Source organism: Planktotalea sp. (assembly GCF_039984035.1).
Lineage (GTDB): Bacteria > Pseudomonadota > Alphaproteobacteria > Rhodobacterales > Rhodobacteraceae > Planktotalea.
Window position 1 is genome coordinate 1 of record NZ_JBDWVM010000468.1, and the last position, 23255, is coordinate 23255.

General features: G+C 53.5%; 21 protein-coding genes. 7 read left to right on the top strand and 14 right to left on the bottom strand.

The genetic code is table 11. The annotated features are described in order from the left end of the window. The 8 genes from ABJQ89_RS20775 to ABJQ89_RS20810 all read right to left on the bottom strand — a co-directional run. A partial coding sequence (locus ABJQ89_RS20775) for a Rieske 2Fe-2S domain-containing protein (protein ID WP_348498059.1) occupies window positions 1–625 on the bottom strand: 625 nt, incomplete at its 3' end. Between the two features lie 142 nt (window positions 626–767). Further along, window positions 768–1034 carry an acylphosphatase gene (locus ABJQ89_RS20780; protein ID WP_348498060.1) on the bottom strand — a complete coding sequence of 89 codons (267 nt, stop codon included), beginning with the start codon at window positions 1032–1034 and terminating at the stop codon, window positions 768–770. After that, window positions 1034–1528 carry a nucleoside deaminase gene (locus ABJQ89_RS20785; RefSeq protein WP_348498061.1) on the bottom strand — a complete coding sequence of 165 codons (495 nt, stop codon included), beginning with the start codon at window positions 1526–1528 and terminating at the stop codon, window positions 1034–1036. The genes ABJQ89_RS20780 and ABJQ89_RS20785 overlap by 1 nt, the downstream gene beginning before the upstream one ends. A gap of 9 nt (window positions 1529–1537) precedes the next feature. Beyond that, window positions 1538–2593 (bottom strand): aromatic ring-hydroxylating dioxygenase subunit alpha, encoded by a 1056-nt coding sequence (locus ABJQ89_RS20790; protein WP_348498062.1) that lies wholly within the window; start codon window positions 2591–2593, stop codon window positions 1538–1540. Between the two features lie 392 nt (window positions 2594–2985). Continuing rightward, a complete protein-coding gene (locus tag ABJQ89_RS20795; RefSeq protein ID WP_348498063.1) occupies window positions 2986–4488 on the bottom strand; it encodes an ABC transporter permease subunit in 1503 nt (500 codons plus the stop codon). Between the two features lie 10 nt (window positions 4489–4498). Continuing rightward, a complete protein-coding gene (locus tag ABJQ89_RS20800) occupies window positions 4499–5548 on the bottom strand; it encodes a betaine/proline/choline family ABC transporter ATP-binding protein (protein ID WP_348498064.1) in 1050 nt (349 codons plus the stop codon). Between the two features lie 69 nt (window positions 5549–5617). After that, the gene (locus ABJQ89_RS20805) at window positions 5618–6583 is read right to left on the bottom strand and encodes a glycine betaine ABC transporter substrate-binding protein (RefSeq protein WP_348498065.1); all 966 of its coding nucleotides are present in this window, start codon (window positions 6581–6583) and stop codon (window positions 5618–5620) included. A gap of 23 nt (window positions 6584–6606) precedes the next feature. Next, the gene (locus ABJQ89_RS20810; protein WP_348498066.1) at window positions 6607–8934 is read right to left on the bottom strand and encodes a DUF1989 domain-containing protein; all 2328 of its coding nucleotides are present in this window, start codon (window positions 8932–8934) and stop codon (window positions 6607–6609) included. A gap of 108 nt (window positions 8935–9042) precedes the next feature. Between ABJQ89_RS20810 and ABJQ89_RS20815 the strand changes: the two genes are divergently transcribed. Beyond that, window positions 9043–10029 (top strand): LacI family DNA-binding transcriptional regulator, encoded by a 987-nt coding sequence (locus tag ABJQ89_RS20815; protein WP_348498067.1) that lies wholly within the window; start codon window positions 9043–9045, stop codon window positions 10027–10029. Between the two features lie 58 nt (window positions 10030–10087). Here the strand turns inward: ABJQ89_RS20815 and ABJQ89_RS20820 are convergent, their stop codons facing one another. Both ABJQ89_RS20820 and ABJQ89_RS20825 read right to left on the bottom strand, forming a co-directional pair. Continuing rightward, window positions 10088–11629 carry a trimethylamine methyltransferase family protein gene (locus tag ABJQ89_RS20820; RefSeq protein WP_348498068.1) on the bottom strand — a complete coding sequence of 514 codons (1542 nt, stop codon included), beginning with the start codon at window positions 11627–11629 and terminating at the stop codon, window positions 10088–10090. Window positions 11630–11651: 22 nt separating this feature from the next. Further along, a complete protein-coding gene (locus tag ABJQ89_RS20825; protein WP_348498069.1) occupies window positions 11652–12287 on the bottom strand; it encodes a TetR/AcrR family transcriptional regulator in 636 nt (211 codons plus the stop codon). Window positions 12288–12362: 75 nt separating this feature from the next. Between ABJQ89_RS20825 and ABJQ89_RS20830 the strand changes: the two genes are divergently transcribed. Both ABJQ89_RS20830 and ABJQ89_RS20835 read left to right on the top strand, forming a co-directional pair. Next, window positions 12363–12719, top strand: a complete 357-nt coding sequence (locus tag ABJQ89_RS20830; RefSeq protein WP_348498070.1) for an ethanolamine utilization protein EutQ — start codon at window positions 12363–12365, stop codon at window positions 12717–12719. Further along, on the top strand, window positions 12716–14038 hold the full coding sequence (locus tag ABJQ89_RS20835) for an FAD-binding oxidoreductase (RefSeq protein ID WP_348498071.1): 1323 nt from the start codon (window positions 12716–12718) through the stop codon (window positions 14036–14038). The genes ABJQ89_RS20830 and ABJQ89_RS20835 overlap by 4 nt, the downstream gene beginning before the upstream one ends. A 12-nt stretch (window positions 14039–14050) precedes the next feature. Here the strand turns inward: ABJQ89_RS20835 and ABJQ89_RS20840 are convergent, their stop codons facing one another. Beyond that, on the bottom strand, window positions 14051–15430 hold the full coding sequence (locus ABJQ89_RS20840) for a sensor histidine kinase (protein ID WP_348498072.1): 1380 nt from the start codon (window positions 15428–15430) through the stop codon (window positions 14051–14053). After that, window positions 15427–16095, bottom strand: coding sequence for a response regulator transcription factor (locus ABJQ89_RS20845; RefSeq protein ID WP_348498073.1), 669 nt, complete (start codon window positions 16093–16095; stop codon window positions 15427–15429). The genes ABJQ89_RS20840 and ABJQ89_RS20845 overlap by 4 nt, the downstream gene beginning before the upstream one ends. 142 nt (window positions 16096–16237) lie before the next feature. On the opposite strand from ABJQ89_RS20845, the gene ABJQ89_RS20850 reads away from it, so the two are divergent. The 4 genes from ABJQ89_RS20850 to ABJQ89_RS20865 all read left to right on the top strand — a co-directional run bounded on the left by ABJQ89_RS20850 (window position 16238) and on the right by ABJQ89_RS20865 (window position 21488). Then, window positions 16238–17329 (top strand): tricarboxylate transporter, encoded by a 1092-nt coding sequence (locus ABJQ89_RS20850; RefSeq protein ID WP_348498074.1) that lies wholly within the window; start codon window positions 16238–16240, stop codon window positions 17327–17329. 78 nt (window positions 17330–17407) lie between these two features. Continuing rightward, window positions 17408–19435 (top strand): tripartite tricarboxylate transporter permease, encoded by a 2028-nt coding sequence (locus tag ABJQ89_RS20855; protein WP_348498075.1) that lies wholly within the window; start codon window positions 17408–17410, stop codon window positions 19433–19435. After that, a complete protein-coding gene (locus tag ABJQ89_RS20860; RefSeq protein WP_348498076.1) occupies window positions 19432–20523 on the top strand; it encodes a 4-oxalomesaconate tautomerase in 1092 nt (363 codons plus the stop codon). The genes ABJQ89_RS20855 and ABJQ89_RS20860 overlap by 4 nt, the downstream gene beginning before the upstream one ends. Beyond that, window positions 20520–21488: a D-2-hydroxyacid dehydrogenase family protein gene (locus tag ABJQ89_RS20865; protein ID WP_348498077.1), complete on the top strand. Its 969-nt coding sequence runs from the start codon at window positions 20520–20522 to the stop codon at window positions 21486–21488. The genes ABJQ89_RS20860 and ABJQ89_RS20865 overlap by 4 nt, the downstream gene beginning before the upstream one ends. On the opposite strand, the gene ABJQ89_RS20870 is transcribed toward ABJQ89_RS20865, so the two are convergent. Further along, a complete protein-coding gene (locus ABJQ89_RS20870; RefSeq protein WP_348498078.1) occupies window positions 21478–22494 on the bottom strand; it encodes an AbrB family transcriptional regulator in 1017 nt (338 codons plus the stop codon). The genes ABJQ89_RS20865 and ABJQ89_RS20870 overlap by 11 nt on opposite strands. Beyond that, the gene (locus ABJQ89_RS20875) at window positions 22491–23129 is read right to left on the bottom strand and encodes a GntR family transcriptional regulator (RefSeq protein ID WP_348498079.1); all 639 of its coding nucleotides are present in this window, start codon (window positions 23127–23129) and stop codon (window positions 22491–22493) included. The genes ABJQ89_RS20870 and ABJQ89_RS20875 overlap by 4 nt, the downstream gene beginning before the upstream one ends. Window positions 23130–23255: the final 126 nt, after the last annotated feature.

The window sequence follows — 23255 nt, forward strand, 5'->3', positions numbered from 1 at the left end:
TCTGGACCGTGCGCCGCACGGCGTCGCACCAACGCGATAGAGCTACACAATCTTCTGGTTGCGCATCTGCATCAACAAGCGCTGTGATTTGAATCTGGCCCGCCTCCAGTGGGTTTTCCAGCAGTACAACCTGCCGCGGGCCCAATTGATAATGTCCGTGTTTGATTTGCTCAGGCACAGCCCCTGCAAAAGCGACTGTGCTGCACCCGTGCATGAGGCCCTCTGACGTGGTTTCAACATGGAAACTGCGCAAAGGCTGGCTGGCTATCGGAACCGACGCTGGCTGCGCGGCGCCCTCGGTACTCACCCAAATCACCCCATCCGCAACGACCACTGAAAACACCGTTGTCTTGATCGTCGCCGGTGGTTCCAATTCTGGATGGGCGGGTATGTAGCGGCACACGCCCTTACTGCCATAGTGCCAGCCATGATAGAGACATGCGAGATCGTTTCCGCGCACGAACCCATGGCTTAGCGCCATACCGCGATGGGGACATCGATTGTCCCAAGCTGAAATATCGCCATTGCTTGCGCGCCAGATCACTAGGTCCTGACCGCCCACTTGCGCCCGCATCACCCGCTTTGGGCCGAGGTCGCGCAATAATCCCACTGGTTTCGTTCGCATCTTCACCCCAGTCCCCTTTGGTTTGATGCTGCCGATTTTTGAGGCTAAGAAAAGCGATGCGGCGCGAGAAACCGGATTGCCTCCAAGCGTTTTGCTTTAAAAATAGACAAATGATCAAATAAAGGGCGCTCGCCACGAATGGTTAGAGAACCTGAAAGTCATTCAGCCGGTGACTGACCGCTCTAGGTTCAACTTCGATTCTCTGCACATTTGCATTCATCGGGCCGAGACTGCAGGCCATCTCCATCGCATCAAGCAAGGGCTGCGGACCCTGTACCAGTATCCGAATTTCCGTATTGCCTTGTGCGGTCACCGCTCCGACCAAATCCAACAATCGCGCGCGATGGCATATCCAATCGGCAAAACTTTCTAGGTCAAACACCCCGCCCAACTGAATTTCCACTGCCATCACGACGATCTATCCTTGCCCCAAAACCCTGTGTGCTGCGCCTCAATCTGGTCCTCAAGGCTGGCAAAAGGCCCCCTCACATCCACGACACGACGGCCAGATGCAAAGATTGTGCGACAATCTAAGTTCTGCGTTGGGTTTTCAGGATCATCGCCAGTGAGTTCGGCCAACCGATGCTCTGTCATGCCGAACACAACACAACCGATTTCTGCCCAATATATGGTGCCTGAACACATCGAACAGGGCTCGACCGAGGTGTACAAAGTGGCCCCGCGTAAGGTTTCTATATCCAACGTACGAGCAGCCTCGCGGGCTAGATTGGTCTCTGCGTGTCCGGGTCCGCGATCAACCAGATGACTATTTTTGCCCTCTAACAATACCTCGCCCTGAGCCGAGACCAACACCGCTCCAAAAGGGTGATTCCCCTCTGTCACAGCTTCATCCGCCAGAGCAATGGCGCGGCGCAAATGTTTCAGGTCTTCAGTTTCACCCATGCCCTTATCCTAACTGCTCAACCGCGCGCCGAGGCCAAATTTCTCCACCAGAGCGCGCCGGTAAGCCACCGACATACGGTCCGCTGGAATATGCACCTCATCCATGATCCCAAGCGGCAAATCCTCGGGGTGCTGGTTTTCCACCAAGTGCTTGTCCTCATCGTTGATCATCAAACTTTCCTTGATCAGGAAGTCCTCATCCGGTGCACCTGTCGTATCCGTCGCCACCTGAAAAATCCGCGTTTCATGGGCGGAGACGGGACAAACGGTGTCCGCAAAATACTGAACGTACCAACTGTCATTGGGGCGGATTATGATAATCGTCGAAAACGGAAACGTTAACTCATAACTATAAACGACATGGCGGGTGTCGCCGGGGACATCGTCAGGAAAACGATTGAATCCTTCCTCATAGCCCAGATCAAACGTCAGCCCATGGTCGGTGGCATGCACATCATACGGCGGAACACGATCGTTTTCGTCGCCGCCGAACGTGTTCACATGGACCCATGGAAAATGCGCAACGTCATTGAAGTTTTCCACATGACGGCTGGCGGCGGCAGCCCATGTGCCTGAGGGTACGAATACCTTTTTAAGGGTGTCGTCCCCGATCCCCGGCCAGTCTGGCAACGGCCAGGTCGGGGTCTGTACTAGACAGGTCCAGACGATCCCATAGCGTTCTTGGACCAGTAATGATTGAAGGCGAAGGCGCGGTGACACGCGTGCGTCTTGGTCGGGGTTGGATGGGATTTTTGTGCAGTGTCCCGCACCATCAAAGTGCAGCCCATGCATGGGGCAAATCAGCTGACCATCGTCGATCCGGCCCGCACTTAACCGCGTGCCACGATGGGGGCACAGATCGCGTGCAACAGATATGCCGTCTTGCGTGCGCCAGATGACGAGATCGACATCCAAGAGCCGTGCAGGCACAGGGACATCCTTGATGTCATGGACAAACGCGACCGGATGCCAAAAGCCTGCCAAGATGTGCCAATCGTTTGGTGCAAACGTGCAGTTTTTTGGCAGATCACTTTCGTGTTGAGCGTTATCAACTGGAAGAAACATTTCCTAAACGTCCTTATCGACCCGACAGGCTTCTCTGATCCAGGCATCTGCACAAAGCCTTCACCCGTTTCTTTAAGGAAGAAACACAAAACGGATCCCTGACAAGACATCAGGACGAATTATTTTTGACGTGCTATAGAATGCAGCACCCTACTGCGATGATTGGAATAATTTGAGCCGTTACCTTGACTGGGCCAACGAGTTGATCCAACGCCTGATGACAGGACGCACAGGAGCAGATATTAATACCGTTTTGCTGGTCTTGGTCTTTATGTTTGCAAGTTACTTTGACCAACCCAGCTTCGAAATTATCCTCGCCATCAACAATCTTTGGCTTGCGATAGTGAACGTATCGCAGATCAAACCACTAGATCAGTTCCTTGAGCACTTAGTCAGTTTTTGCCAGCAACAATCCGATCCAGAATCAAGGCACAGAACAGAATAGCGAGACCAGCCAGAATACCCTGACCAGCGGCCGCGTATTGCAGTGCTTCGAGAACGTCCTCACCAAGTCCCTTGGCGCCGATAAGAGACGCTACGACCACCATGGCAAGGGACATCAGGATCGTCTGGTTCACCCCTGCCATGATCGTTTTTGAGGCCAACGGCAAATCTACACGCCACAGCAAGTATCGCGGCGTGGCACCAAAGGCGAGCGCAGCTTCGCGGACCGTATCGGGCACCTGCTGCAAACCCAGAACCGTGAAGCGAATAACAGGCGGGCTACCAAAGATCATCGTTGCCACAACACCTGCCGGCTTACCTGCGCCGATGAAGGCCACCACCGGGATCAAGTAGACAAAGCTTGGCATCGATTGCATGAAATCTAGAATAGGGCGTACGATTGCAAAGACCTTCGGACGGCGTGCACAGAAAATGCCCAGTGGGATACCAAGCGTGATCGAAATCAGGGCAGCCGCGCCAAGCAACGCAATTGTCGTCATGGCTTTTTCCCAAAAGTCGAGCAAACCAAGATAGGCAAGCGCGGCACATGTGAAAATCGCAACACGAGGGCCCGCGCTGAGGTACGCCAGAAGCACGATCACCAAACCCACTACTGGCCAAGGTGTTTGCACAAGCACGACTTCGATCCAATCCAGAAGCGTTCGCATTCCGAAAGTGATGCTGTCAAAAAAGCCGCGTCCGTGGGTTTTGGTCCAATCAAAGCCTACCTGCACCCCGTCACCTACGTTCAGCCGCCAATCGCGATTGGTTGGGAAGGCGCTTAATATTGAGAAGGCATCGGGCTGCGCGAACCGGATGGTGGACGCGACAACAATCCCAATAAAGATGCTAGCAGCAACCAAACAACGGGAAGCCAACCAGCCGCTGGCAACGGAGCTATCAGAGCGCCAGCGCGCAAACTGAGCTTCCAATGTCCAGTTCGCTATGGCCCCTGTGATAAGCTTGAACACGATCAAGAGCGCGAGACCAAACATGATATAGGTGAGACCACCGGCATCTGCCTGCGCGGCGGTGTCTTGTGCTTTAATGAACGCTTCTTCCAGAGAGGCCGTCGCGCGTTTCAAAGATTCCAGAGAGGACGCACCAGATTTTTCGGCGGCCTCGATCTGTTGGCGACGAAGGTCCAGAGTTTCGCCAATTTTAGCAGCACGAAGACGTGCCTCTCGGCCAAGATCGCCGAACAAACCCGTGCCGATCTGGATAAACGCGAATGTTTCGAGCAGCATGAATCCCAAGAACCAGGACCATAGCCCCCGTGCCCCAAACCAGATCGGACCGAATACAGCCGCGGCAATATTGAAGGTAAAACGGTAGCCAGAAGCTTGCAGCATGTAGGCGAATGTTTTCCGGTAGTACCCCGCACTTTGGCCGACGAACTCTTCAACCAAATTGCCGATACGTTCGGCTGTTTCAGGCTTAATATCTGACATATTGCGTTCCTTAGACCTGATTTTTCTGGATTGCGCGGATAAGATCCGTACGGGTAATGACACCCACGGTTTTCCCATCGTCGACTACTTTGACGATCCCGTCGCCTTCGGCGCACAGCGTCATCAAGCCGTCCAAGTCCATCTTCGGATGGGCCGTTTTTGCATCCTTTGGAAGGGGACCGCGAATTGCCTCATGTTCTGCAACCGAAGTCATAACGGAGTCTGCAAAGACCATATGCAATTTCGAAATCCCCGCGACGAAATCCGCGACATAGTCATCGACAGGATTTAGAACAATTTCTTCTGGCGTTCCGATCTGTACAATCCGCCCATCTTTCATGATCGCAATTCGATGACCAATTCGAATGGCTTCGTCCAAATCATGGGTGATGAACATTGTTGTTTTGTTCAATGATCGGCTAAGTTCCATGAACTGATCTTGCAACTGCTTGCGAATAAGCGGGTCGAGTGCCGAGAACGGTTCGTCCATCAACAGAATTTCGGGATCAGAAGCAATGGCGCGGGCCAATCCGACCCTTTGCTGCATGCCACCCGAAAGTTCGTGCGCATATTTGTCTTCCCAGCCCTTCAATTCCACTAACTCAAGAACGCGGTCAGCTTCTTCCCAGCGACGAGCCTTACCAGTGCCGCGAATTTCAAGCGGCATCGCGACGTTGTCGCGTACTGAGCGATGCGGCATCAACCCAAAGTTCTGGAACACCATTGCAACGCGGCGATTGCGCAAGTCGCGCAGGCCTTCGGCATTCAAACCCATGACATCGTCGCCACCGATCAGAATTTCCCCAGCTGTTGGTTCCAGCAAACGGTTCACATGGCGCACCAATGTTGACTTCCCCGAACCCGACAAACCCATCACGCAGAACAGCTCTCCGCGCTTGATCTGGAAACTCGCATCGGCGACACCAACGACACAATTAAAGCGTTCTAATACCTCAGGCTTGCCAAGCCCCTCAGCGTGAATCGCCTTTAGGGCCTCTTCTGCCCGCGCTCCGAAAACCTTCCAGACACCGCGTGCATCGATTGCTATTTCTTGTGTCATTCCGCCCCTGCCTGTTTAGATCGTTCGGCGACGAATGCCGCCGAACATGTTGCTATTGCATCGGATTGATCAGTTCAGGCCCAACCAGCCGTCGACTGTTTCAGTGTTTTCTTCGACCCAAGTTGAAACCACTTCTTCCATTTCGCCGCCTTCAGCGACAACTTTGAAAGTCAGCAGGCCCAGCTCGCCTGCATCCATGTCAATCTTTGACAAGAAAGACGCCACAGCTGGGTTACGTTCGTTGAGCGTGTTAGAGTAGGCAACTGTCACAGTCTTGACGATCTCACCGCTGTCTACGTTGGATTTCGCATACCAGTCCGCATCCTCATTTGGCTGTACCATGACGTATGTGTCCGGATTGTGCTCTGGTTCTTCAAGAATGGTGAGATCATAGAGCGCATGAACGTAGTGTGGCGTGTAGCAATAGAATGCAGCGCCCTTTTTCTCGGCAATGAGATCTTTGAGACGCGCGAAATAGATCGCTTCATCTTCGATGGTCGGCTCTAGGAATGACTCAATGCCATAGTCGCGGACGCGAACCAAAAACGTGTTTTTGGAGGCAGCACCTGGTGATCCGACCCACACTTCACCCATGCCATCGCCATCTGTATCAAACAACTCTTGAGCGTTTGGCGTTGCGAGATCAAAGATCGATTTGATGTTGTGTTCTTCGACCATGTAGTTGGGAACGCAGATACCGGAACGACCTTCGTAGCTACCAGAAGACAGGCTAACGGTTTTGTTTGCGTCAACGTATTCCTTTGTGAACGATGATTGATTGGGCAACCAAACATCTGGATGCACATCGATGTCGCCACGGCCACCATCCATCGACGCGAAGATCACCGCATTGGTACCTGTCGCAATGCCTGCTTCAGAACCAAGGCGCGTTTCAATCACGTTCTTGATAATGTTGGCCATGATCGTAGCGCCCGGCCAAGTGGGATCGCCGATCATGACTTTTTCTTGTGCCATTGCCGTGGTCCCGGCAAGAGACATGGCCAATGTAACTGTCAGACTTTTGAGAATTTTCATTTTTTGACTCCTAGTTGGTTGAGTTATGCACGCGCCCGCTTTCGTTGCGGATCTATGAATGGAATGTCTGCGACACTTGCTCCTAGGCGCTTCATGCGTCCATCGAGCTGGCCGATTTCTAGCTGTGTCTCGTTGTCTGCAAATTCGACGGATATCCGCGCGATCGCGATTGCATGTTCGAGCGTGGGAGACCGCGTAGCGGACGTCACGACACCGATTTGCCGTTCTCCAGCCCAAACTGGCGCGCCATGCGCTGGAACATCATCACCCTTTAACAAGAGACCCTTGAGAACTTGGCGCGGGGCCTTTGCGTTGCGTTCAAGCGCCGATTTGCCGGTGAATGACGGTTTGTTCATATCAACGGCAAAACCAAGGCCCGCCTCAAAGGCATCAACACCGGGCGCAAATTCAGAGCCTGCGGCTGCAAGACCTGCTTCGATGCGAATGGTCTCAAGCGCTTCATTTCCCATGGGCGTGACGCCATATTCTTCGCCCGCGTCCATGACTGCGTCCCAAATCACCAGTGCATCAGCTTTGGCGCAGAAAATTTCATACCCCAGCTCGCCGGTATACCCGGAGCGCGCCAACATGAATGGTGCGCCATCCCGATCGCCCAGACGTGCGACCGTGACACCAAACCACTTGAGATGTTCCAAGGCAGGAACATGAGGCTGAGTGAAAACAATCTTCTTGAGCAAATCTCTGGATTTTGGACCTTGGATCGCGAGATTGGGCATCGAATTTTGCAATGCATGCACGCGCACATGCAAATTGTGCTCCGTAGCAAGGGACGTCAAAACACGCCCGCTTTCTTCCGTGCCGCAGCACCACCGGAACAGATGCTCGCCGAGGCGAAACAATGTACCGTCATCGATGACAGCGCCAGTTTCGTCACACATCAGTGTGTAAGACCCACGCCACTGAGCCAGCTTTGCAACATTGCGTGTCGTCGCGAGTTGCAACAATTTTTCCGCATCAGGCCCGACAATATCGTACTTACGCAATCCGCTCATGTCCTGAACGGTGACAGCGTTGCGGCACGCCCAGTATTCTCCCAACGTTCCCGTCGATGGGAAATTCACAGGGGCCCAAAGGTCCCGTGCTGGCGCAAAATGGTTGGTCAAAGGCGCTAGCCGCTCATGAAATGCGGACTCTTGGCTGATCGCCATGGTTGAATCTTCCTTCTGTCGGTACGCAACGGCGCGGCGGATTGGTGTATCAGGCCTGTAAATGCGCACATGAATGTCGGTGGGATTCCAACCGTTCACCGGATCAATTTCGTCAGGACATGCGGTTGATGCACAAACAAGATCGTCCATTGCACGCATCACGACATAATCGTTTGGCCGAGAGTGGCTTTCTTCGGTCATGTAGTGATGGGCATGATGATCGACCCACGTGTTCCAGAAGAAATTTATCGCGGGCCATCCCGGCCTCGCTTTCACGCCATAAGGCGAAAGCGCGTTCGAAATATTATCGGAACAATTCACATGCCCGGGAAACCCGCGTTCTTCATAAACGCGCGCAGTACATGCCAAACCGAACGTATCATGTCGCCCGCATGTATCTTGTATCACGTTCATAAGCGGGCGTACGTCTTGATCAAAATACTTATCGAACAAACCCGGCGTTGGAAAAGCGCGCCGCGACATTGACCGCGATGCTGTGCCATCGATCATCCGTTCTTCACCGCGATCCAAACCTCTCGTGCGAAAGGCCACAAAATCAGAACATTGCTGTCCTTCCACGTCGATGATCTGAAAATACTCACCCTTTTTGACCTCGTAAGCCATCCCCGTGCCGCGCGACACGGTGAACTCATCACGCACATCGCCCAGTTCGGGTGGTAAGTTAATCTTTGGCGGATTTGCAGGTTGGTGCGTAACCGTGATCAATCCACAATTGCTACCCGCTACAAATGTTTCTGCGTCAACAGGGCGCGCAACCCAAAGGGTAAGTGCCGCCTGCGTCTTGAGAACGACTTGTTCGTCAAAATCACTCAAGACAGAAACCGGAATCGCCGCGTCTGCGTCACCCCCATTTGCGGACACCCAGCCCATTAGAGCCTGAGCATCGATTTGCTTGCTATTGAGCGTTTGATTTGCCGTTAGCCCAAGGTCGGACAACGCATCTCTGCCTTTTGTGTCAAAGGCAAATACATGAAGACAATCGCCGTCAAAAACATCCAAAAAGCTGATCAGGTCGCCGACCTTCATATCAATGCGCTGCACATCGCGGGGGGCAATCGTATGGACATTGGCGCTGGTTCGTTTCGCGAACCCCGGAAAGGATCTTTGAGGCGAGTTCAGCCCAATGCTGTCACAAGCTTGAATAAGTTGATATCCATACATTTCTGGAGTCGCCTTGGTGATGTAACTGGTTACATGGTTGTTGAAACTAGTTACATATGTCAAGAAAAAAGGCTAGAAAGTTAGCGTAAGCTTGGAGAGATGCACAAAATGGTGTTGGAAAATAAGAAAAAAGCCAACCTGCGCGACGTTGCAAAAGCATCGGGTGTTTCCGTTGCAACTGTCTCTCGTGTGCTGAATACACCTGACCGCGTTTCGAAAACGACTCGCCAAGCGGTGCAAGCGGCAATCGATCATTTGCACTTTGTCCCAAGTGCCGCGGCGCGGTCTATTAATTCGGGTCGCTCACACGTTGTCGGCGCCTTGGTGCCAACCTTAGACAATGCGATTTTCGCAAGATTTTTAGGCGCTCTTGAATCCAAGCTGGGTGAACATGGTTTGTCACTTGTGATCGCAACAACCGATGGTGATCCTGACCTAGAAGCGGAAAAGGCGCAGAGGCTCGTGAATATCGGCGCCGAAGCCCTCATTGTTTCTGGGGTTACTCATAGCGATGCATTCGAACAACTGATTGTGCGGACCCGCATGCCAACTGTTGTGACTTCATTCTTTGATCCAAATTATCACTACCCGACAATCGGATATGACAATGCTGCTGCGGCTCGCATGGCAGAAGACTTTTTGATCGAAAAAGATCATCTGCAAATTGCGGTTCTTCATGGACCAACCGAGCACCATGACAGGATGCGAGCACGTTTGTCCGGTCTGCATGAAAAGGCTAAACTTCACAATTTTGAAACCGATTTAACATTGAAAGGTGCTGAGAACGCAGTCAACGAGTTGCTCAGCACAGCGCCGGAAACAACCGCGATACTCTGTCTTTCTGATGTCCTCGCACTAGGTGCATTGTTTGAGCTTCAACGACGTGGCATCCGAGTGCCGCAAGATATGTCATTGATGGGTATTGATGATCTGCCGTCGTCGGCCAGCGCCTTTCCTTCCATCACCACAATCCATTTACCTGCAGTTGAAATGGGTATTCGAACAGCCGATGCAGTCTTTGAGTGGGTGGAACATCAAACTGTACCCGAGCCTCATCTCATTGAGACTTCGCTCATCATCAGGCAGTCCACCTAGGTATCATTACTTCGGAGGTCTGAGCGATACGACCAGCTGACCGATTTGTCGCATGAGGCTATTCTTGTGGGAAAGCGCCGCCTTCTTCTTTGCGTCGCTCAATGAACGCCCCGATATTATCTGCAGCGGTATCACCATGCGCAGGGGTACGAAATTCTTCTAGGTTCTTGGTCCAGATATCCGTAGCACGTTCAGTTGCCGTCTTAGCGCCAGCTTCAGTCCAAGCGCCAAAGTTCGTCAGGTCCGAAACAAGCGGCGCATAAAATGCCGATTGATACCGATCCATCGTGTGCTGCGTAGCAAAGAAATGCCCGCCTGGATCGATTTCGGCAATAGCATCGAACCCGATTTCTGCATCGTTTCCGACGGGCTTTGTGCACATCTCGGCCAATGATTGGAGGGCTTCGATGTCGTTTATGAACTTCTCATAGCCGAAGCTCAATCCACCCTCTAACCAACCCGCTGCATGGACAGTTAATGTCGCATTGGCCATCGCCCCGCCCCACAGCGCCATATTGGTCTCATTCGCAGCTTGCATATCCGCAGCATTCGACGCTGCGCCTGTCCCAGAACGCCAAGGCAAGCCAATGTAGCGGGCCAATTGACCTGCACCGATCTGCATTTTGACATGTTCTGGTGTTCCAAACGCCGGCGAGCCGGATTTCATATCTACATTCGAGCTGAACCCGCCGTAGCTGATTGGTGCTCCTGTGCGACTCAATTGCGCCAATGTGATGCCAGCAAGCGCTTCTGAATGCTGCAAAGCGAGCGCACCAGCAATCGTGATCGGAGCCATCGCGCCAGCCAAACAGAAAGGCGTAATGATCGACATCTGACCCGCTCGGGCGAAATCAATCAGCCCTTGCGCCATTGGATTATCCAACATCCGCGGTGAATTTGAATTGATAACGGTCGTGCCCCAAACGCCATCGGTAAAATCGTCTTCAGACAGGTTAAACGCGAGGCGGATCATTTCAAAACTATCACGGACTTGTTCGGATCCACGGGAATAAATAAACAGAGGCTTGTCACAGTTGATCAATTGCGCCCGCATCATCTCATAATGACGAAACTGTATCGGAACGTCCTGCGGCTCGACACTCGGTCCCAACATATGGATGACATCATATGTCTGGGCGAGCTTGAGCGTCTCGACATAGGCCTCCAGATCACCCGGCCTGCGACCTCGTTTTAGGTCAGTCACATTGGGGCACCCTGCACCTGCCATGAACAGCATCGCCCCGTTCTCATATTTCTGTTCTCGCGCAGGGTTGATCGCGCGTAGAGAAATAGACGCAGGAGCTGTTTGCAAAGCAGCCGTTACAATATCGCGGCCAATAAACACCATGTCGTCTTTGACGCGCGCACCAGCTTTTTCGAATATTTCTCGGGCCTCGGGTAACAAGACTTTGATGCCCAGCTCTTCGATCACCCGCAAAGCTGTGTCGTGAATGTTTGCCACTTCATCATCAGAAAAAACCGCTTGTGGCTGAAACGGATGCCGCAGGTTTATGTAGTTCGTTTCGCGGACTGGATTGACTGCATCTGATTGCGCGCGTCGGCGTCCACCCATCCTACGGCGCTTGTTTTCGTTTTGCATATCAACCCCTGTTCAAAATGTTTTAGGTAAACGCACTCAGGTCATGGCGAAACGAAGTCGCAACATCTGCGCTGAGCACCCTACCCGTAAATGTGAGAAAATAATTTTCGAGCCTCGACATGCGCTCCGCTTCGGCCTCATTGGGGTTCATTGCGACATACCCCACCTGAGCAAAGTACAGCACCCGCGCACGCACCTCTGCTTCCTGCGGATCATAGTCGAACCGATGGAATAGCTGCGTTATGACAGCGACACGGTTGGCATCCTCAGCACGCACCGCTGCGAGCACCTTGTCATCCAAGCGGGCCCAATCGCGGACTGCTTGCTCCAGAGGTGCGTTGAACACGGCTGCATCATTCCAAATCGCGAAGAATGACAAGACGCCGACGTCCAAACTGGTTGCTTCATCGAGCACCTCTTTGATCCGTTGACTGTTGACTGCGGACCATTCGTTCAAAAGCCCGTCGAGCAATTCCTGGCGCGATTTGAAATGCCAATAGAAGCTGCCTCGACTGGCACCAATAGAAGTCGCAAGTCGTGTAATTTGGACGGCATCGATTCCCTCATTCATGAAACACACAATGGCAGCACGGAGCCAATCAGCTCTGCCAAGTTGAGGCTTTGAGGGGGATTCTGTGCGGATTTCTACGGTCTTCATATCGAATCCATACAGGGTTGTTTGGAAACAATCAATATTGTACGTTATCCGAAATTCAACCGCGGGAGACCGGAAATGATCAAAGCACAGCCACGCGTAATGGAGTGGGACAAGTCCGATTTCCAGCCGCGCTTTGAATATGGCGAACAAGCCCAAGCCGCGCATCTGTGCGGCACCGACGATGGCAGCAAACTTGGGGCGGGATTCGGCCGGTTGAAGAACGCATCTTTCGACTGGACCGTGCAATATGATGAAATCATTTTGGTGTTGGAAGGACAGGTTACAGTCCAAACAGACACCGGCCCATTGAGTGCCAATCGCTATTATACCATCTGGCTCCCCGCCGGCACCAAAGTCACCTATCAGGCCGAAGATGCGTTAATTTTCTACGCTATTCAGCCCGCTGATTGGGCGGAAGGCGTTAACGGATGACACTCAACATTTCTCGTACGCCCCGCAATGATCAGACAAACGCATGGAGTACGATCCTACCTCATCGCACACCCCACGCCAGCCTTGCCCAAAACATTAAGGCAGATTGGATCGTCATCGGTGGCGGCTATGCGGGCTTGGCCGCCGCGCGACAGCTGGCGCAGAACTGTCCCAACGACAGCATCGTCCTGCTCGAAGCTGGCATATGCGGTGAAAACGCTTCAGGCCGAAACTCTGGTTTCGTAATTGATCTGCCGCACACGACGTCTTCAAACCTTGATCAGCTGGAAGGGTCGCATCGCTACATGCGCCTTGCCCGAGCGGCGACAGCAGCGCTGGAAACGAATGTACGTGAACTGGGCATTGCATGTGATTGGTCCAGAGATGGGAAATATCACGCAGCCGTCACAGCTGAGGGCTCCAAAGCAATGCTCGAACCCTATGCAAACGAGTTGACCGCATTAGGGGAACCGTTTGAGTGGGTCGAAAGTGACGTTCTTGCCGCTAAGCTGGGCACAACACATTTTCACCGCGCGATTTATACACCCGGCTGCGTTCTTATGAACCCAGCCGCGTTGACACGTGGATTGGCCGACACTTTACCCGCGAACGTATCGATCTTCGAAAACTCACCCATAATCGCAATTGATTATTCAAATGGGATTCACGCATCGACGCAAGGAGGCTCCGTTTCCGCGCAGCGTATGATCTTGGCGGCAAACGGGTTCAGCGAACAATTCGGCTACGGCAAGAACCGCTTCGTACACCTCGCTCTCAGCGCCAGCCTCACACGTCCTTTATCACCTGACGAACAATCGGAATTCGGTGTAGAAAAACCTTGGGGGCTGACCCCAGCCAACGGATTTGGTGGCATTACTATGCGCTACACAAATGACCGCCGCATCCTGATCCGGCAGGACATCAAAGTGGCGATGGGACAGAACGTAGCTTCACGCAAAACTGAAGCGATTGCGCGTACCCACAAGGCGCTACTGGCGAACCGCTTTCCCAGCTTGCGGGATGTGACGTTCGAAAATTCATGGGTCGGTTATATCTGCATGTCGCGTAACGGCGCACCGATGTTCGACAACCCTGCCCCCAATGTCTGGATTGCAGCTTGCCAAAATGGCATCGGCGTCACCAAAGGAACAATCAGTGGCATGCTGATTGCGGACAAGGCATGCGGTGTTGAAAACCCGTTGATCCTTGATCTTGAAGCCCTTGGCAGTCCCGTTCAACTACCGCCCCGCCCTCTGGTCGAAGTCGGTGCGCGGGCTACGATCGGCTGGGAAATCTGGAAAAATCGGGCAGAAGCTTAGGCTCAAGGCCCGTTATTGCAAATAGGCCGAAGAGCGCTTCGGGAACTGCAGGCTGACCGAGAAGATAGAATCCGAGTTCGCGATATCAATCTGACCGTCAAAGGATGACACGATCGCTGCGGCAATCGGCAGCCCAAGACCTGACCCCGCGCTTGGGCCAATTTGGCTGAACCGTCCAAGCGCGCGTTCAAAATTTTTCTCGGCGATGCCTTTTCCGTCATCGCTGATACTCACATTCAAGCTTTCTTCCTCCATACGTGTTGAAAGCTGAATTTGGGTCAGTTTTGAGCCGCCATGAATGAGCGCATTGTTCAAAAGATTTAGGATCGCTTGCTCAAACATAACCGGATCACCAACCAACTCCATCCCTTCTGCACCGAGGTTTGATTGGAACTGGACACCCGCCTTCTCTGCTTCGCCTTCGAATTTTTCGCTGATGATCCGTAATATGTCTAACGGCTCAAACACCTGTTTGGTATTGTGGGACAACGTGGATTGCGCACGATCAAGTGTTAGCAAGCTATTAGCCAATTGCCCCGCTTCGCGCGCAGCGATCAGCAAATCCTCTGACCTCGCATTTGCGTCTTCCAGCGTTTTTGCGTTATTCACAGATTCCGCAAGGCTTTGCACACCAGCAATCGGATTGCGCAACTGATGTGCTGCATCAGAAATAAACGCATTTTTCGCCTCAAGCGTTTTCGAAAGCTCGCCGACAAGAGCGTTGAAACGCCCGACAATGCCTGTGACCTCTTCGGGGATGCTCCGCTTAATTGGTGACAAGTCAGTAACAGAGCGCCGCGCGATTGCGTCTTCTAAATCAAGGAGCGGCGCCAAACCGCGACCGACACCGAACCATACGATCAACGCGAGCGCCCCGATCATGGACGCGATAATAAGGAAAACCGGCCCCGTTCGGGTGCGAACGTACCCATCTCGAACGGAGGTACGTTGCCAAACTGAAAATGTAAAAGGACCAGCCAAGCCATCGATCGATGTGTTTTGGACAAACCTTAGCGCGCGAATAGGCGCGCCTTGGTATGTCGCGTCGTAATAGGTTTGAGTTGCATCAATCGGAACCGAACCCGGCGGCACAGGGGGCGTGGCATAGCCCGTCACGAATACTCCATCAGGCGCATAGACATGGTAAAACACGGTGCCACCTGACGTATCGCGCAAAAGGTCGCGCGTTTCTTCACTAGGGAGATCGCCGCCCGTCACAGCCGTGTCCCGAGAGATCGCAAGCGCTGTTGAAAGCAACGAGCGATCAAACCGTTCGGCAGCATTAGCCTGCGCATCGAAATAAGCCCATGCACCGAAAGCGATAGCAATAACCATCAGCGGTGTCAGAATGACCAAGGTCAGCCTTCCCCGCAATGACAGGCTCGTTTTCATGGCGTAGCCTGCATCAAATACCCCAAACCACGTTTGACGATAATTTGCACACGAAACGGCTGCAGGCGTTTTCGCAAACGCGAAACATAAACCTCAACAACGGGTTCATCGACATCCGCACCAGTGCCATAAAGACTGTCTAAAAGAAGCTGTTTAGACACAATCCGCCCTTCGGCCATCAAAAGACGTTCGAACAATGCAATCTCTCGCCTTGGAATATCGAGCGTGCCATCAGCGCTTTTGACCATACGCGCGGTCTGATCAAATTCTAGATCACCTATCTTTGTGACCTTCACAGGTTTGTCGCCAACCCGCCGTGACAGGGCGCGAATGCGGGCGCCAAATTCGTCCATTTCAAACGGCTTGCTGAGGTAGTCATCCGCACCCGCGTCTAGGCCTTTTACCTTGTCCGTGGTTTCCGACCTTGCGGTCAGTAAAAGCACAGGCCGCGCATCCCCGCGGGCGCGCATCTGGCGTAGTACGGTCAGCCCATCAACTTCGGGTAGGTTGATATCGATGACCACGATGTCCCCATCGTCGTCTTTCAAAAAACTCTGGGCGGCGCCCCCGTCGTGCAGCACATCTACAGCGTGGCCTTCGTCCTGCAGGTAATAGCGAATACCCTTCGCAACCGACACATTATCTTCGACGACGACGATACGCACGACCAACTCCTCCCTCGAAAGTTAATTGCCAGATGCAAGGTTCATGCAAGGATGTCACCGCAAGATGGGATCATCAAGGAGACTTATTTGCGCTTCTGATTCTAATTTTGGGGCCGCGCAGGTCCTTCTGGGAGGAAAACAAATGCTTAAGAAAACGCTGAGCGCGCTCGCGCTCTCGACCGCTTTGGTGGGCATGCAAGCTGCCGCTGATAGTCACGGTATCGACCTGTCTGGAAAGACTGTCGAATGGATCATCCCATTCTCTGAAACTGGTGGCTCTGCGAAATGGGCAAACTTCTATGCGCCCCTGCTGTCCGAGGCGCTACCGGGCAATCCAACTGTTGTTGTAACCTTCAACCCGGGTGCTGGTTCAACAAAAGGCGCGAACGCATTTCAGGAAATGACATATGAAGATGGCACAACCATCTTTGGCTCTTCAGGCTCTACGCAATTTCCATATCTGCTGAGCGATCCGCGCGTACGTTATGAATATAGCGATTGGAACGTGGTGTTGGCATCTGGCACAGGTGGCGTTGCTTACCTGCCGACCGATCTTGCAGGCCAGTTGGGTGATGGCGGCAGCGCCGCTGGTATCGCAGGCGAAGATTTCATCTATGGCTCACAAGGTGCAACACGCCTCGATCTTGTTCCGCTTTTGGCTTGGGAAATGCTTGGCCTACAGGTTGAGCCAGTCTTCGGCATCGAAGGCCGCGGCGATGGTCGTCTGATGTTTGAACGTGGCGAAGCCAACATTGATTATCAAACATCCTCGTCTTTCTTGTCTGGCGTAACGCCGCTGGTTGAAGCGGGCACGGCTGTGCCTTGGTTCTCATTCGGTTCACTCGACCGCGATGGCAATATCGTACGTGACCCAACCTTCCCTGACATGCCGACATTCAAAGAAGTGTGCGAAGCAACAGACGGTTGTGAAACCTCTGGCGAGCAGTGGGATGCATGGAAAGCCTTCTTCATCGCAGGATTCCCGGCGCAGAAAATGGTGTTCCTACCAGCAGGCGCACCAGACGACGCAATTGCGACCTTCACCAAGGCTTTCGCAGCCATTCAAGAGCGTCCTGACTTTGCTGAAATCTCAGCGAAACGTCTGGGTGTTTACCCGCAAATGACGGGTGCGGCCGCACAGACAGCAATGGCGAGTGCCACTGATGTCCCTCAAGCTGCAAAAGATTTTGTGATCAACTGGCTGAGCGACCGTTACGGCGTCGTTCTTCAGTAATCCCTAAATCCGAGCCCCATCTGCGCAAGTCGTGGATGGGGTCTTCCTAATTCTTTAGACAATTGAACGGGGTCCCGCATGGAGATCTTTGCCACAGCTTTGCCTGCGTTAAATGACGCGTTCGCAATGATCCTGCAGCCACATGTGATCGGTTATCTGGTGCTGGGCGTCGTGATGGGTCTCTGTATCGGTGTGTTCCCCGGATTGGGCGGGATTGCTGGCCTGTCTCTCCTGCTTCCGTTTATGTTCGGAATGGAACCCGTTACCGGATTGGCCCTGATGATCGGTATGGTCGCTGTTGTGCCGACCTCGGATACATTTGCTTCCGTCCTCATGGGCATCCCCGGATCATCAGCGAGCCAAGCAACAGTGCTAGATGGTTTCCCGATGGCCAAGAAAGGGCTGGCCGCGCGTGCGTTATCGGCCGCCTTCGCCTCCTCGCTATTTGGCGGCCTTGTCGGCGCTGCATTCTTGACGGTTTTCATCCTTGCAGCGCGTCCCATCGTGCTTTTGTTTCAGACGCCCGAACTATTGATGATCACGATCTTCGGCTTGTCGATGGTCGGCATTCTCGCAGGTCGCGTAGCACTCAAAGGCCTCGTTGCCGCCTGTCTTGGCATTCTTGTTGGTACCATTGGGGAAGGCGCGAGTTCCGGTGCGCTGCGCATGTCGACATATGATCTACCCTATCTAGCCGATGGTCTAAAACTGGTCATCGTTGGTTTGGGCATCTTCGCGATCCCCGAAATCATCGCACTGTTGCGCCGCGACAAAGCAATCTCTGACCGCGCGCCGTTGGGCGGTGGTTGGGCCGAAGGCGTGAAAGATTGGTGGGCAAACAAGTGGCTGTCCATGCGGTGTTCGTTGATTGGCGTGGTGGTCGGCGTCATCCCCGGCCTCGGCGGCTCTGTCGTGGATTGGATCGCCTATGGGCACACAGTCCAAACCGCCAAAGATAAGACAGGCTTTGGCTCTGGCGACGTGCGCGGCGTGATTGGACCGGAGAGCTCAAACAACGCAAAAGAAGGCGGCGGTTTGGTCCCAACGCTCTTGTTCGGCATCCCCGGTTCAGGATCAATGGCCATCTTTATTTCGGCTGTCGCACTGCTTGGAACGGGTTCGATCGAAGTCGGTCCCTCTATGCTAAAGAACAACCTCGATTTTACCTATGCGATTGTCTGGCTGCTTGCGCTTGCCAACGTAGTCGGCACGCTGCTGTGCATCGCTGCATCGGGTGGCATCGCGAAACTCACCGAAATCCGTTTTGCGCTTCTCGCGCCTTTCTTGTTCATGATTATCGCTTTCGCGGCATTCCAATCACGTCAGGAAATCTGGGATCTGGTCGCGCTGTTTGGCATCGGCCTGCTCGGCATTCTGATGCGTCGTTTTGATTGGTCGCGCCCTGCCTTTCTGATCGGTTTCGTACTGTCCGCACCGGCTGAGCGTTACACAAACCAAGCCTATCAAATTGGCGCATCCCGTTTCCGTCGTGGGTTTGAAGAAGGCATCGAATATGTCTTCAGCCCCATCGTGATCGTGTTGATCATCATCACGCTGCTGTCCGTCGTTATCGGCTTGCGACAGGCGAAAAATATCCAAGCGGAAGGCACAGTCGCCGCAGGAAACAAGCGCGCGCCTGTGATCTTCCTTTTGACCATCACAACCTACATCGCGCTGACTTATTGGAACGCGTCGATCATTCCCGATTTTGCCCGCATGGATCGTGTATTTCCTGTTTTTGTCGCAACTGTGGGCCTCATTGGGTGTGTCTTGTTGCTGATACAAATGATGCGCGCGGCTGAAACTGCGCCAATCTTTGCGGATCGGGAAGCCGAAGAAGCCAGTGAAAACATGTATGGCCTCTGGCCGACACTGGCTTGGTTTGCTGGCCTTCTAGCCGCGACAGCTTTAGTTGGCTTCATCCTTGCGCTCGCAGGCTTCTTGCTTCTGTTCATTCGCATGCGCGCGGGTAAATCTTGGGGGTATGCAGCAGCTTATGCAGCCGCTGGCATCGCGTTTATCTGCGCTATGGCATGGACCCTCAATCGGGACTTTCCACCCGGCTTTTTGCAAGACGTGTTCGATCTACCATGGCCACTCACATGACGCAGACGGCTATCCCATTTTTGCTCATGCGGGGCGGCACGTCTCGGGGGCCCTATTTGAACCGTGCAGACCTGCCCGAAGACCACGACACATTGGCGCAAGTCCTGATTGCCATGGTCGGCTCAGGTCATGCGCTCAATATTGATGGTATCGGTGGGGGAAACGCGGTCACCACAAAGGTCGCGATGCTGTCACAATCTGATGATGATTGGGCCGACATCGATTACTTTTTCGCGCAGGTCAGCGTTGAAGATCAAAGCGTCGATTTCAAACCAACCTGCGGGAATATACTCTCTGGTGTTGGGCCTGCGGCGATTGAGATGGGATTGATCCCACCAGACGGGGCCGAAACAACGGTGAAAATCCGCGCTGTGAATACTGGTGCCAGAGTGGTTGCACAGGTTCAAACGCCTAATGTTGCAGTGTCCTACGTGGGCGAAGCGTCTATTGACGGCGTACCTGGACAAGCCGCGCCAATTGGGTTGCAGTTCATGGACACGATTGGGGGAGCAACAGGGGCCTTTCTTCCGACAGGCAATTTGATAGATCGTTTCGACGGGATCGACGTCACATGTATGGACGTTGCCATGCCAATGGTTATCGCACGCGCAGATGCATTTGACCTCACGGGCTATGAAACGGCGGAAGAGTTGAATGAAAACACCGCCTTCTTCGCGCAGATGGAAGCCGTGCGCATCAAGGCAGGCGAAGCGATGGGCATTAAAAATGTTGCTACGTCCGTTACACCGAAATTCGGTCTACTTGCCCCTGCCAAAGATGGCGGAACAATCGCGACTCGCTATTTCATGCCTTGGAAAGCCCATCCGACAATGGCCGTCACAGGGGCGCAATGTCTCGCTGCTTGTGTACTGACACCGAACACTGTCGCCGACGGGATGGCGGCGCGGTCAAACGAGCGCCCCGCAACCGTGACCCTTGAACATGCCTCTGGCCAAATCGACGTACTTGTTAACTATGAATTGACTGCGGACGGGATTGAAATCCATTCAGCGGGACTGGTGCGCACCGCGCGATTGCTTGCAAAGGGCGACGTTATGATACCAACAACAGTTTGGAGGCAGACATGAAGGTTCACATTCTTGACGATTGGTTCGACACATTGCGGGGCCTTCCCTGCTTTGAGAAACTATCGGGCCACGATGTCACGGTTTGGACGGATCATGAGCCCGACCCGACAAAACTGGCCGCCCGCATCCAAGACGCAGATGCCTTGGTTCTTTTTCGCGAACGAACGAAAGTTAGTGCCGAGCTTCTAACGCAAACGCCGAACCTCAAACTGATTAGCCAACGCAGTGTTTATCCTCATGTAGACGTGCCTGCTTGTACCGCAAACAACGTCATGCTGTGTTCCAATATGCAGGGCGGCGGCGCGAATTATGCAGCCGCTGAAATGACGCTTGCGCTGATCCTTGCAAGCTACCGTCAAATTCCGCAGCAGGTGGCTTCGATCCGAGCGGGTCATTGGCAAATGGGCGTCGGCCGAACGCTGCGTGGACGCACATTGGGGCTTTATGGGTACGGGCGGATCGCCAAGGCCGTTGCGCAATATGCCAAAGCGATTGGTATGCGGGTGCAATGGTGGGCCTCTGAAGAGGGCCGTGCGCGGGCAACTGCGGATGGCGAAACGGTTGCCGATAATCGCAAAGCGTTCTTTGCAACGTCAGATGTCGTGAGTCTGCACCTTCGTCTGAAGCCCGAAACGCGCGGTCTTATCACCGCTGATGATCTTGCTGCGATGGCCCCGCGTAGCCTCTTGGTGAACACATCACGATCAGGGTTAATCGCGCCCGGCGTTCTTGAAACCGAGATTGCCAAAGGTCGCATTCATGCGGCAGTTGATGTCTTTGACAACGAACCATTGAACGACACCGCCAACCCGCTTTTGACGCATCCAAATGTCCTGCCGACGCCGCATATCGGCTTTGTCACCGAGGATGAATTTGACCTGCAATTCAACGATATCTTTGATCAGATCAACGCCTATGCGGCGGGCGAGCCGATCCATGTGATCAACCCAGAGGTCACGAGTTAAACAGGCGTGCCGCAATTGGCGCGCCGATAATAACCGTCACGATCCGCAAGACATGGTGCGAGATCACAAACGCCATGTCCGCCCCTGCGATCAACGCAAGAACAGTCATTTCAGCCTGCCCTCCGGGTGCGAACGCCAAAAGCGTTTCCATCGGCGGGGCAAGCGCAAAGAGATGAATTCCTTCGACGAAAGCCGCAGACAGTGCCAATAGGATCACGCAGAATCCCAAGGCAACAGTAACATCGCGGCGCACCTCTGCCCCAGTGACACCTGCATATTTGGTGCCGACAGTCATGCCGATAAAGAACTGCGCTGCCCAGATTGCTTCAGCTGGGGGGCGGTGCTGCAAAACCCCCATCAACGCCATGACCCCCGCAAGGATCATTGGCCCAAGGATAGACGCCCCGAACAGCCCAACAGCTTTCGCAATCTGCCATCCTGCCAAACCGACGACTACCATCAGAGCCAGTTGTGAAGGTGGTAACGAGGTCGCCGGAACGCCCGGTGGGTTTGTCAGATCAACGTCCCAATACCCTTGCAAAATGAATGGAAGAGCCACGACAATGACCATGACCCGCGTTGCTTGGATCAATGACAAAGCCCGCACGTCTCCGCCCGCTTCTTCCCCGAACAACAACATATCCTGCAAGCCCCCGGGCATCGCCGAATAATAACTGGTGGCGAAATCAAATCCCCACAGGCGATGGAAATAAGGAACGCCAACCAATCCGATCACAAACACCATGATCGGCACGAGCAATAGCGTCGTCCAATACCCCGCCATGCTAATCACCAGAGCAGTTGTAAACGTCGCCCCAACGGCGACCCCAAGGATGGATCGCATCGCGTTATTTAGAAACGGCACGCTCTTCATTGGCATCCCAAAAAGGGCGGCACAGAGACAGGCAAATATTGGTCCCAACAACCATGGCAAAGGAAGCGTAAGAAAATGGAAGACCAAGACGCCAAAACCGGCGACGAGATGGGTCGAGACGATACGCATCATGAACGCATCACCTGCAATCGATATCTGAGCGAGGTCTGCAAATGCGCTTCTGCAGCTGCGCCAGCACCTTCGATGTCTCCTGCGCTGATAGCTTCCGTAATTTGAGCATGCTGCGCAACGACCGTCGAAATGCGGTCAGCATCTGCTAAGGTCGTCGGCCCGAGCAACAGCAACGCGTTGTTCATCGCGCGTGCAGCATCCAACAGAAATCGATTGCGACCTGCCAAATAGATCGCCCTATGAAACTTCTGATTTGTTGCGGCTGCAAGTGCTGGGTTGGTACCATTGCGCGCTATTTCATCGTTGAGATCACCCAGCGCATCCACCTCGGCCTCTGCCGCATGTTTCGCCGCCATCTCTGCCGCCGTGCGCTCCAGAACCAAACGCATTTCATAAAGCTCAACCACTTCGGGTTGCCCAAGTCTGCGGATAATGGCGCCAACTCGGGGGCGGTGTTCAACGATGTTCTCCGCCTCAAGACGGCGCAAAGCTTCGCGAATGGGTGTGCGTGACAGAGCAAGACGGTCTGCTATTTCGATTTCGCGCAGGCGATCACCGGGTTGATAGATACCCTTTTCGATCGCGTTCATCAGTTTGAAGAAAGCCACTTCGCCTTGAGAAAGATCTGCGTCCATTGCGTCGCCTTTCGTATTGTATCCCTTCGGATACATAAGGCAAAAGAGAGGGAACCGCAATTGGCAAAAATCAATCGCTGAGGTTGATTAACTCATGTCGCACTTCGGGCGCCTAGTTTGTCCGCG

Bases quoted from the DNA above. Each gene is read 5' to 3' on its own strand.
- ABJQ89_RS20785 (WP_348498061.1), bottom strand. From the start codon at position 1,528: ATGGGTGAAACTGAAGACCTGAAACATTTGCGCCGCGCCATTGCTCTG.
- ABJQ89_RS20820 (WP_348498068.1), bottom strand. From the start codon at position 11,629: ATGCAAAACGAAAACAAGCGCCGTAGGATGGGTGGACGCCGACGCGCG.
- ABJQ89_RS20800 (WP_348498064.1), bottom strand. From the start codon at position 5,548: ATGACACAAGAAATAGCAATCGATGCACGCGGTGTCTGGAAGGTTTTC.
- ABJQ89_RS20790 (WP_348498062.1), bottom strand. From the start codon at position 2,593: ATGTTTCTTCCAGTTGATAACGCTCAACACGAAAGTGATCTGCCAAAA.
- ABJQ89_RS20855 (WP_348498075.1), top strand. From the start codon at position 17,408: ATGGAGATCTTTGCCACAGCTTTGCCTGCGTTAAATGACGCGTTCGCA.
- ABJQ89_RS20805 (WP_348498065.1), bottom strand. From the start codon at position 6,583: ATGAAAATTCTCAAAAGTCTGACAGTTACATTGGCCATGTCTCTTGCC.
- ABJQ89_RS20780 (WP_348498060.1), bottom strand. From the start codon at position 1,034: ATGGCAGTGGAAATTCAGTTGGGCGGGGTGTTTGACCTAGAAAGTTTT.
- ABJQ89_RS20810 (WP_348498066.1), bottom strand. From the start codon at position 8,934: ATGTATGGATATCAACTTATTCAAGCTTGTGACAGCATTGGGCTGAAC.
- ABJQ89_RS20860 (WP_348498076.1), top strand. From the start codon at position 19,432: ATGACGCAGACGGCTATCCCATTTTTGCTCATGCGGGGCGGCACGTCT.
- ABJQ89_RS20825 (WP_348498069.1), bottom strand. From the start codon at position 12,287: ATGAAGACCGTAGAAATCCGCACAGAATCCCCCTCAAAGCCTCAACTT.
- ABJQ89_RS20835 (WP_348498071.1), top strand. From the start codon at position 12,716: ATGACACTCAACATTTCTCGTACGCCCCGCAATGATCAGACAAACGCA.
- ABJQ89_RS20875 (WP_348498079.1), bottom strand. From the start codon at position 23,129: ATGGACGCAGATCTTTCTCAAGGCGAAGTGGCTTTCTTCAAACTGATG.
- ABJQ89_RS20870 (WP_348498078.1), bottom strand. From the start codon at position 22,494: ATGATGCGTATCGTCTCGACCCATCTCGTCGCCGGTTTTGGCGTCTTG.
- ABJQ89_RS20795 (WP_348498063.1), bottom strand. From the start codon at position 4,488: ATGTCAGATATTAAGCCTGAAACAGCCGAACGTATCGGCAATTTGGTT.
- ABJQ89_RS20850 (WP_348498074.1), top strand. From the start codon at position 16,238: ATGCTTAAGAAAACGCTGAGCGCGCTCGCGCTCTCGACCGCTTTGGTG.
- ABJQ89_RS20830 (WP_348498070.1), top strand. From the start codon at position 12,363: ATGATCAAAGCACAGCCACGCGTAATGGAGTGGGACAAGTCCGATTTC.
- ABJQ89_RS20815 (WP_348498067.1), top strand. From the start codon at position 9,043: ATGGTGTTGGAAAATAAGAAAAAAGCCAACCTGCGCGACGTTGCAAAA.
- ABJQ89_RS20840 (WP_348498072.1), bottom strand. From the start codon at position 15,430: ATGAAAACGAGCCTGTCATTGCGGGGAAGGCTGACCTTGGTCATTCTG.
- ABJQ89_RS20865 (WP_348498077.1), top strand. From the start codon at position 20,520: ATGAAGGTTCACATTCTTGACGATTGGTTCGACACATTGCGGGGCCTT.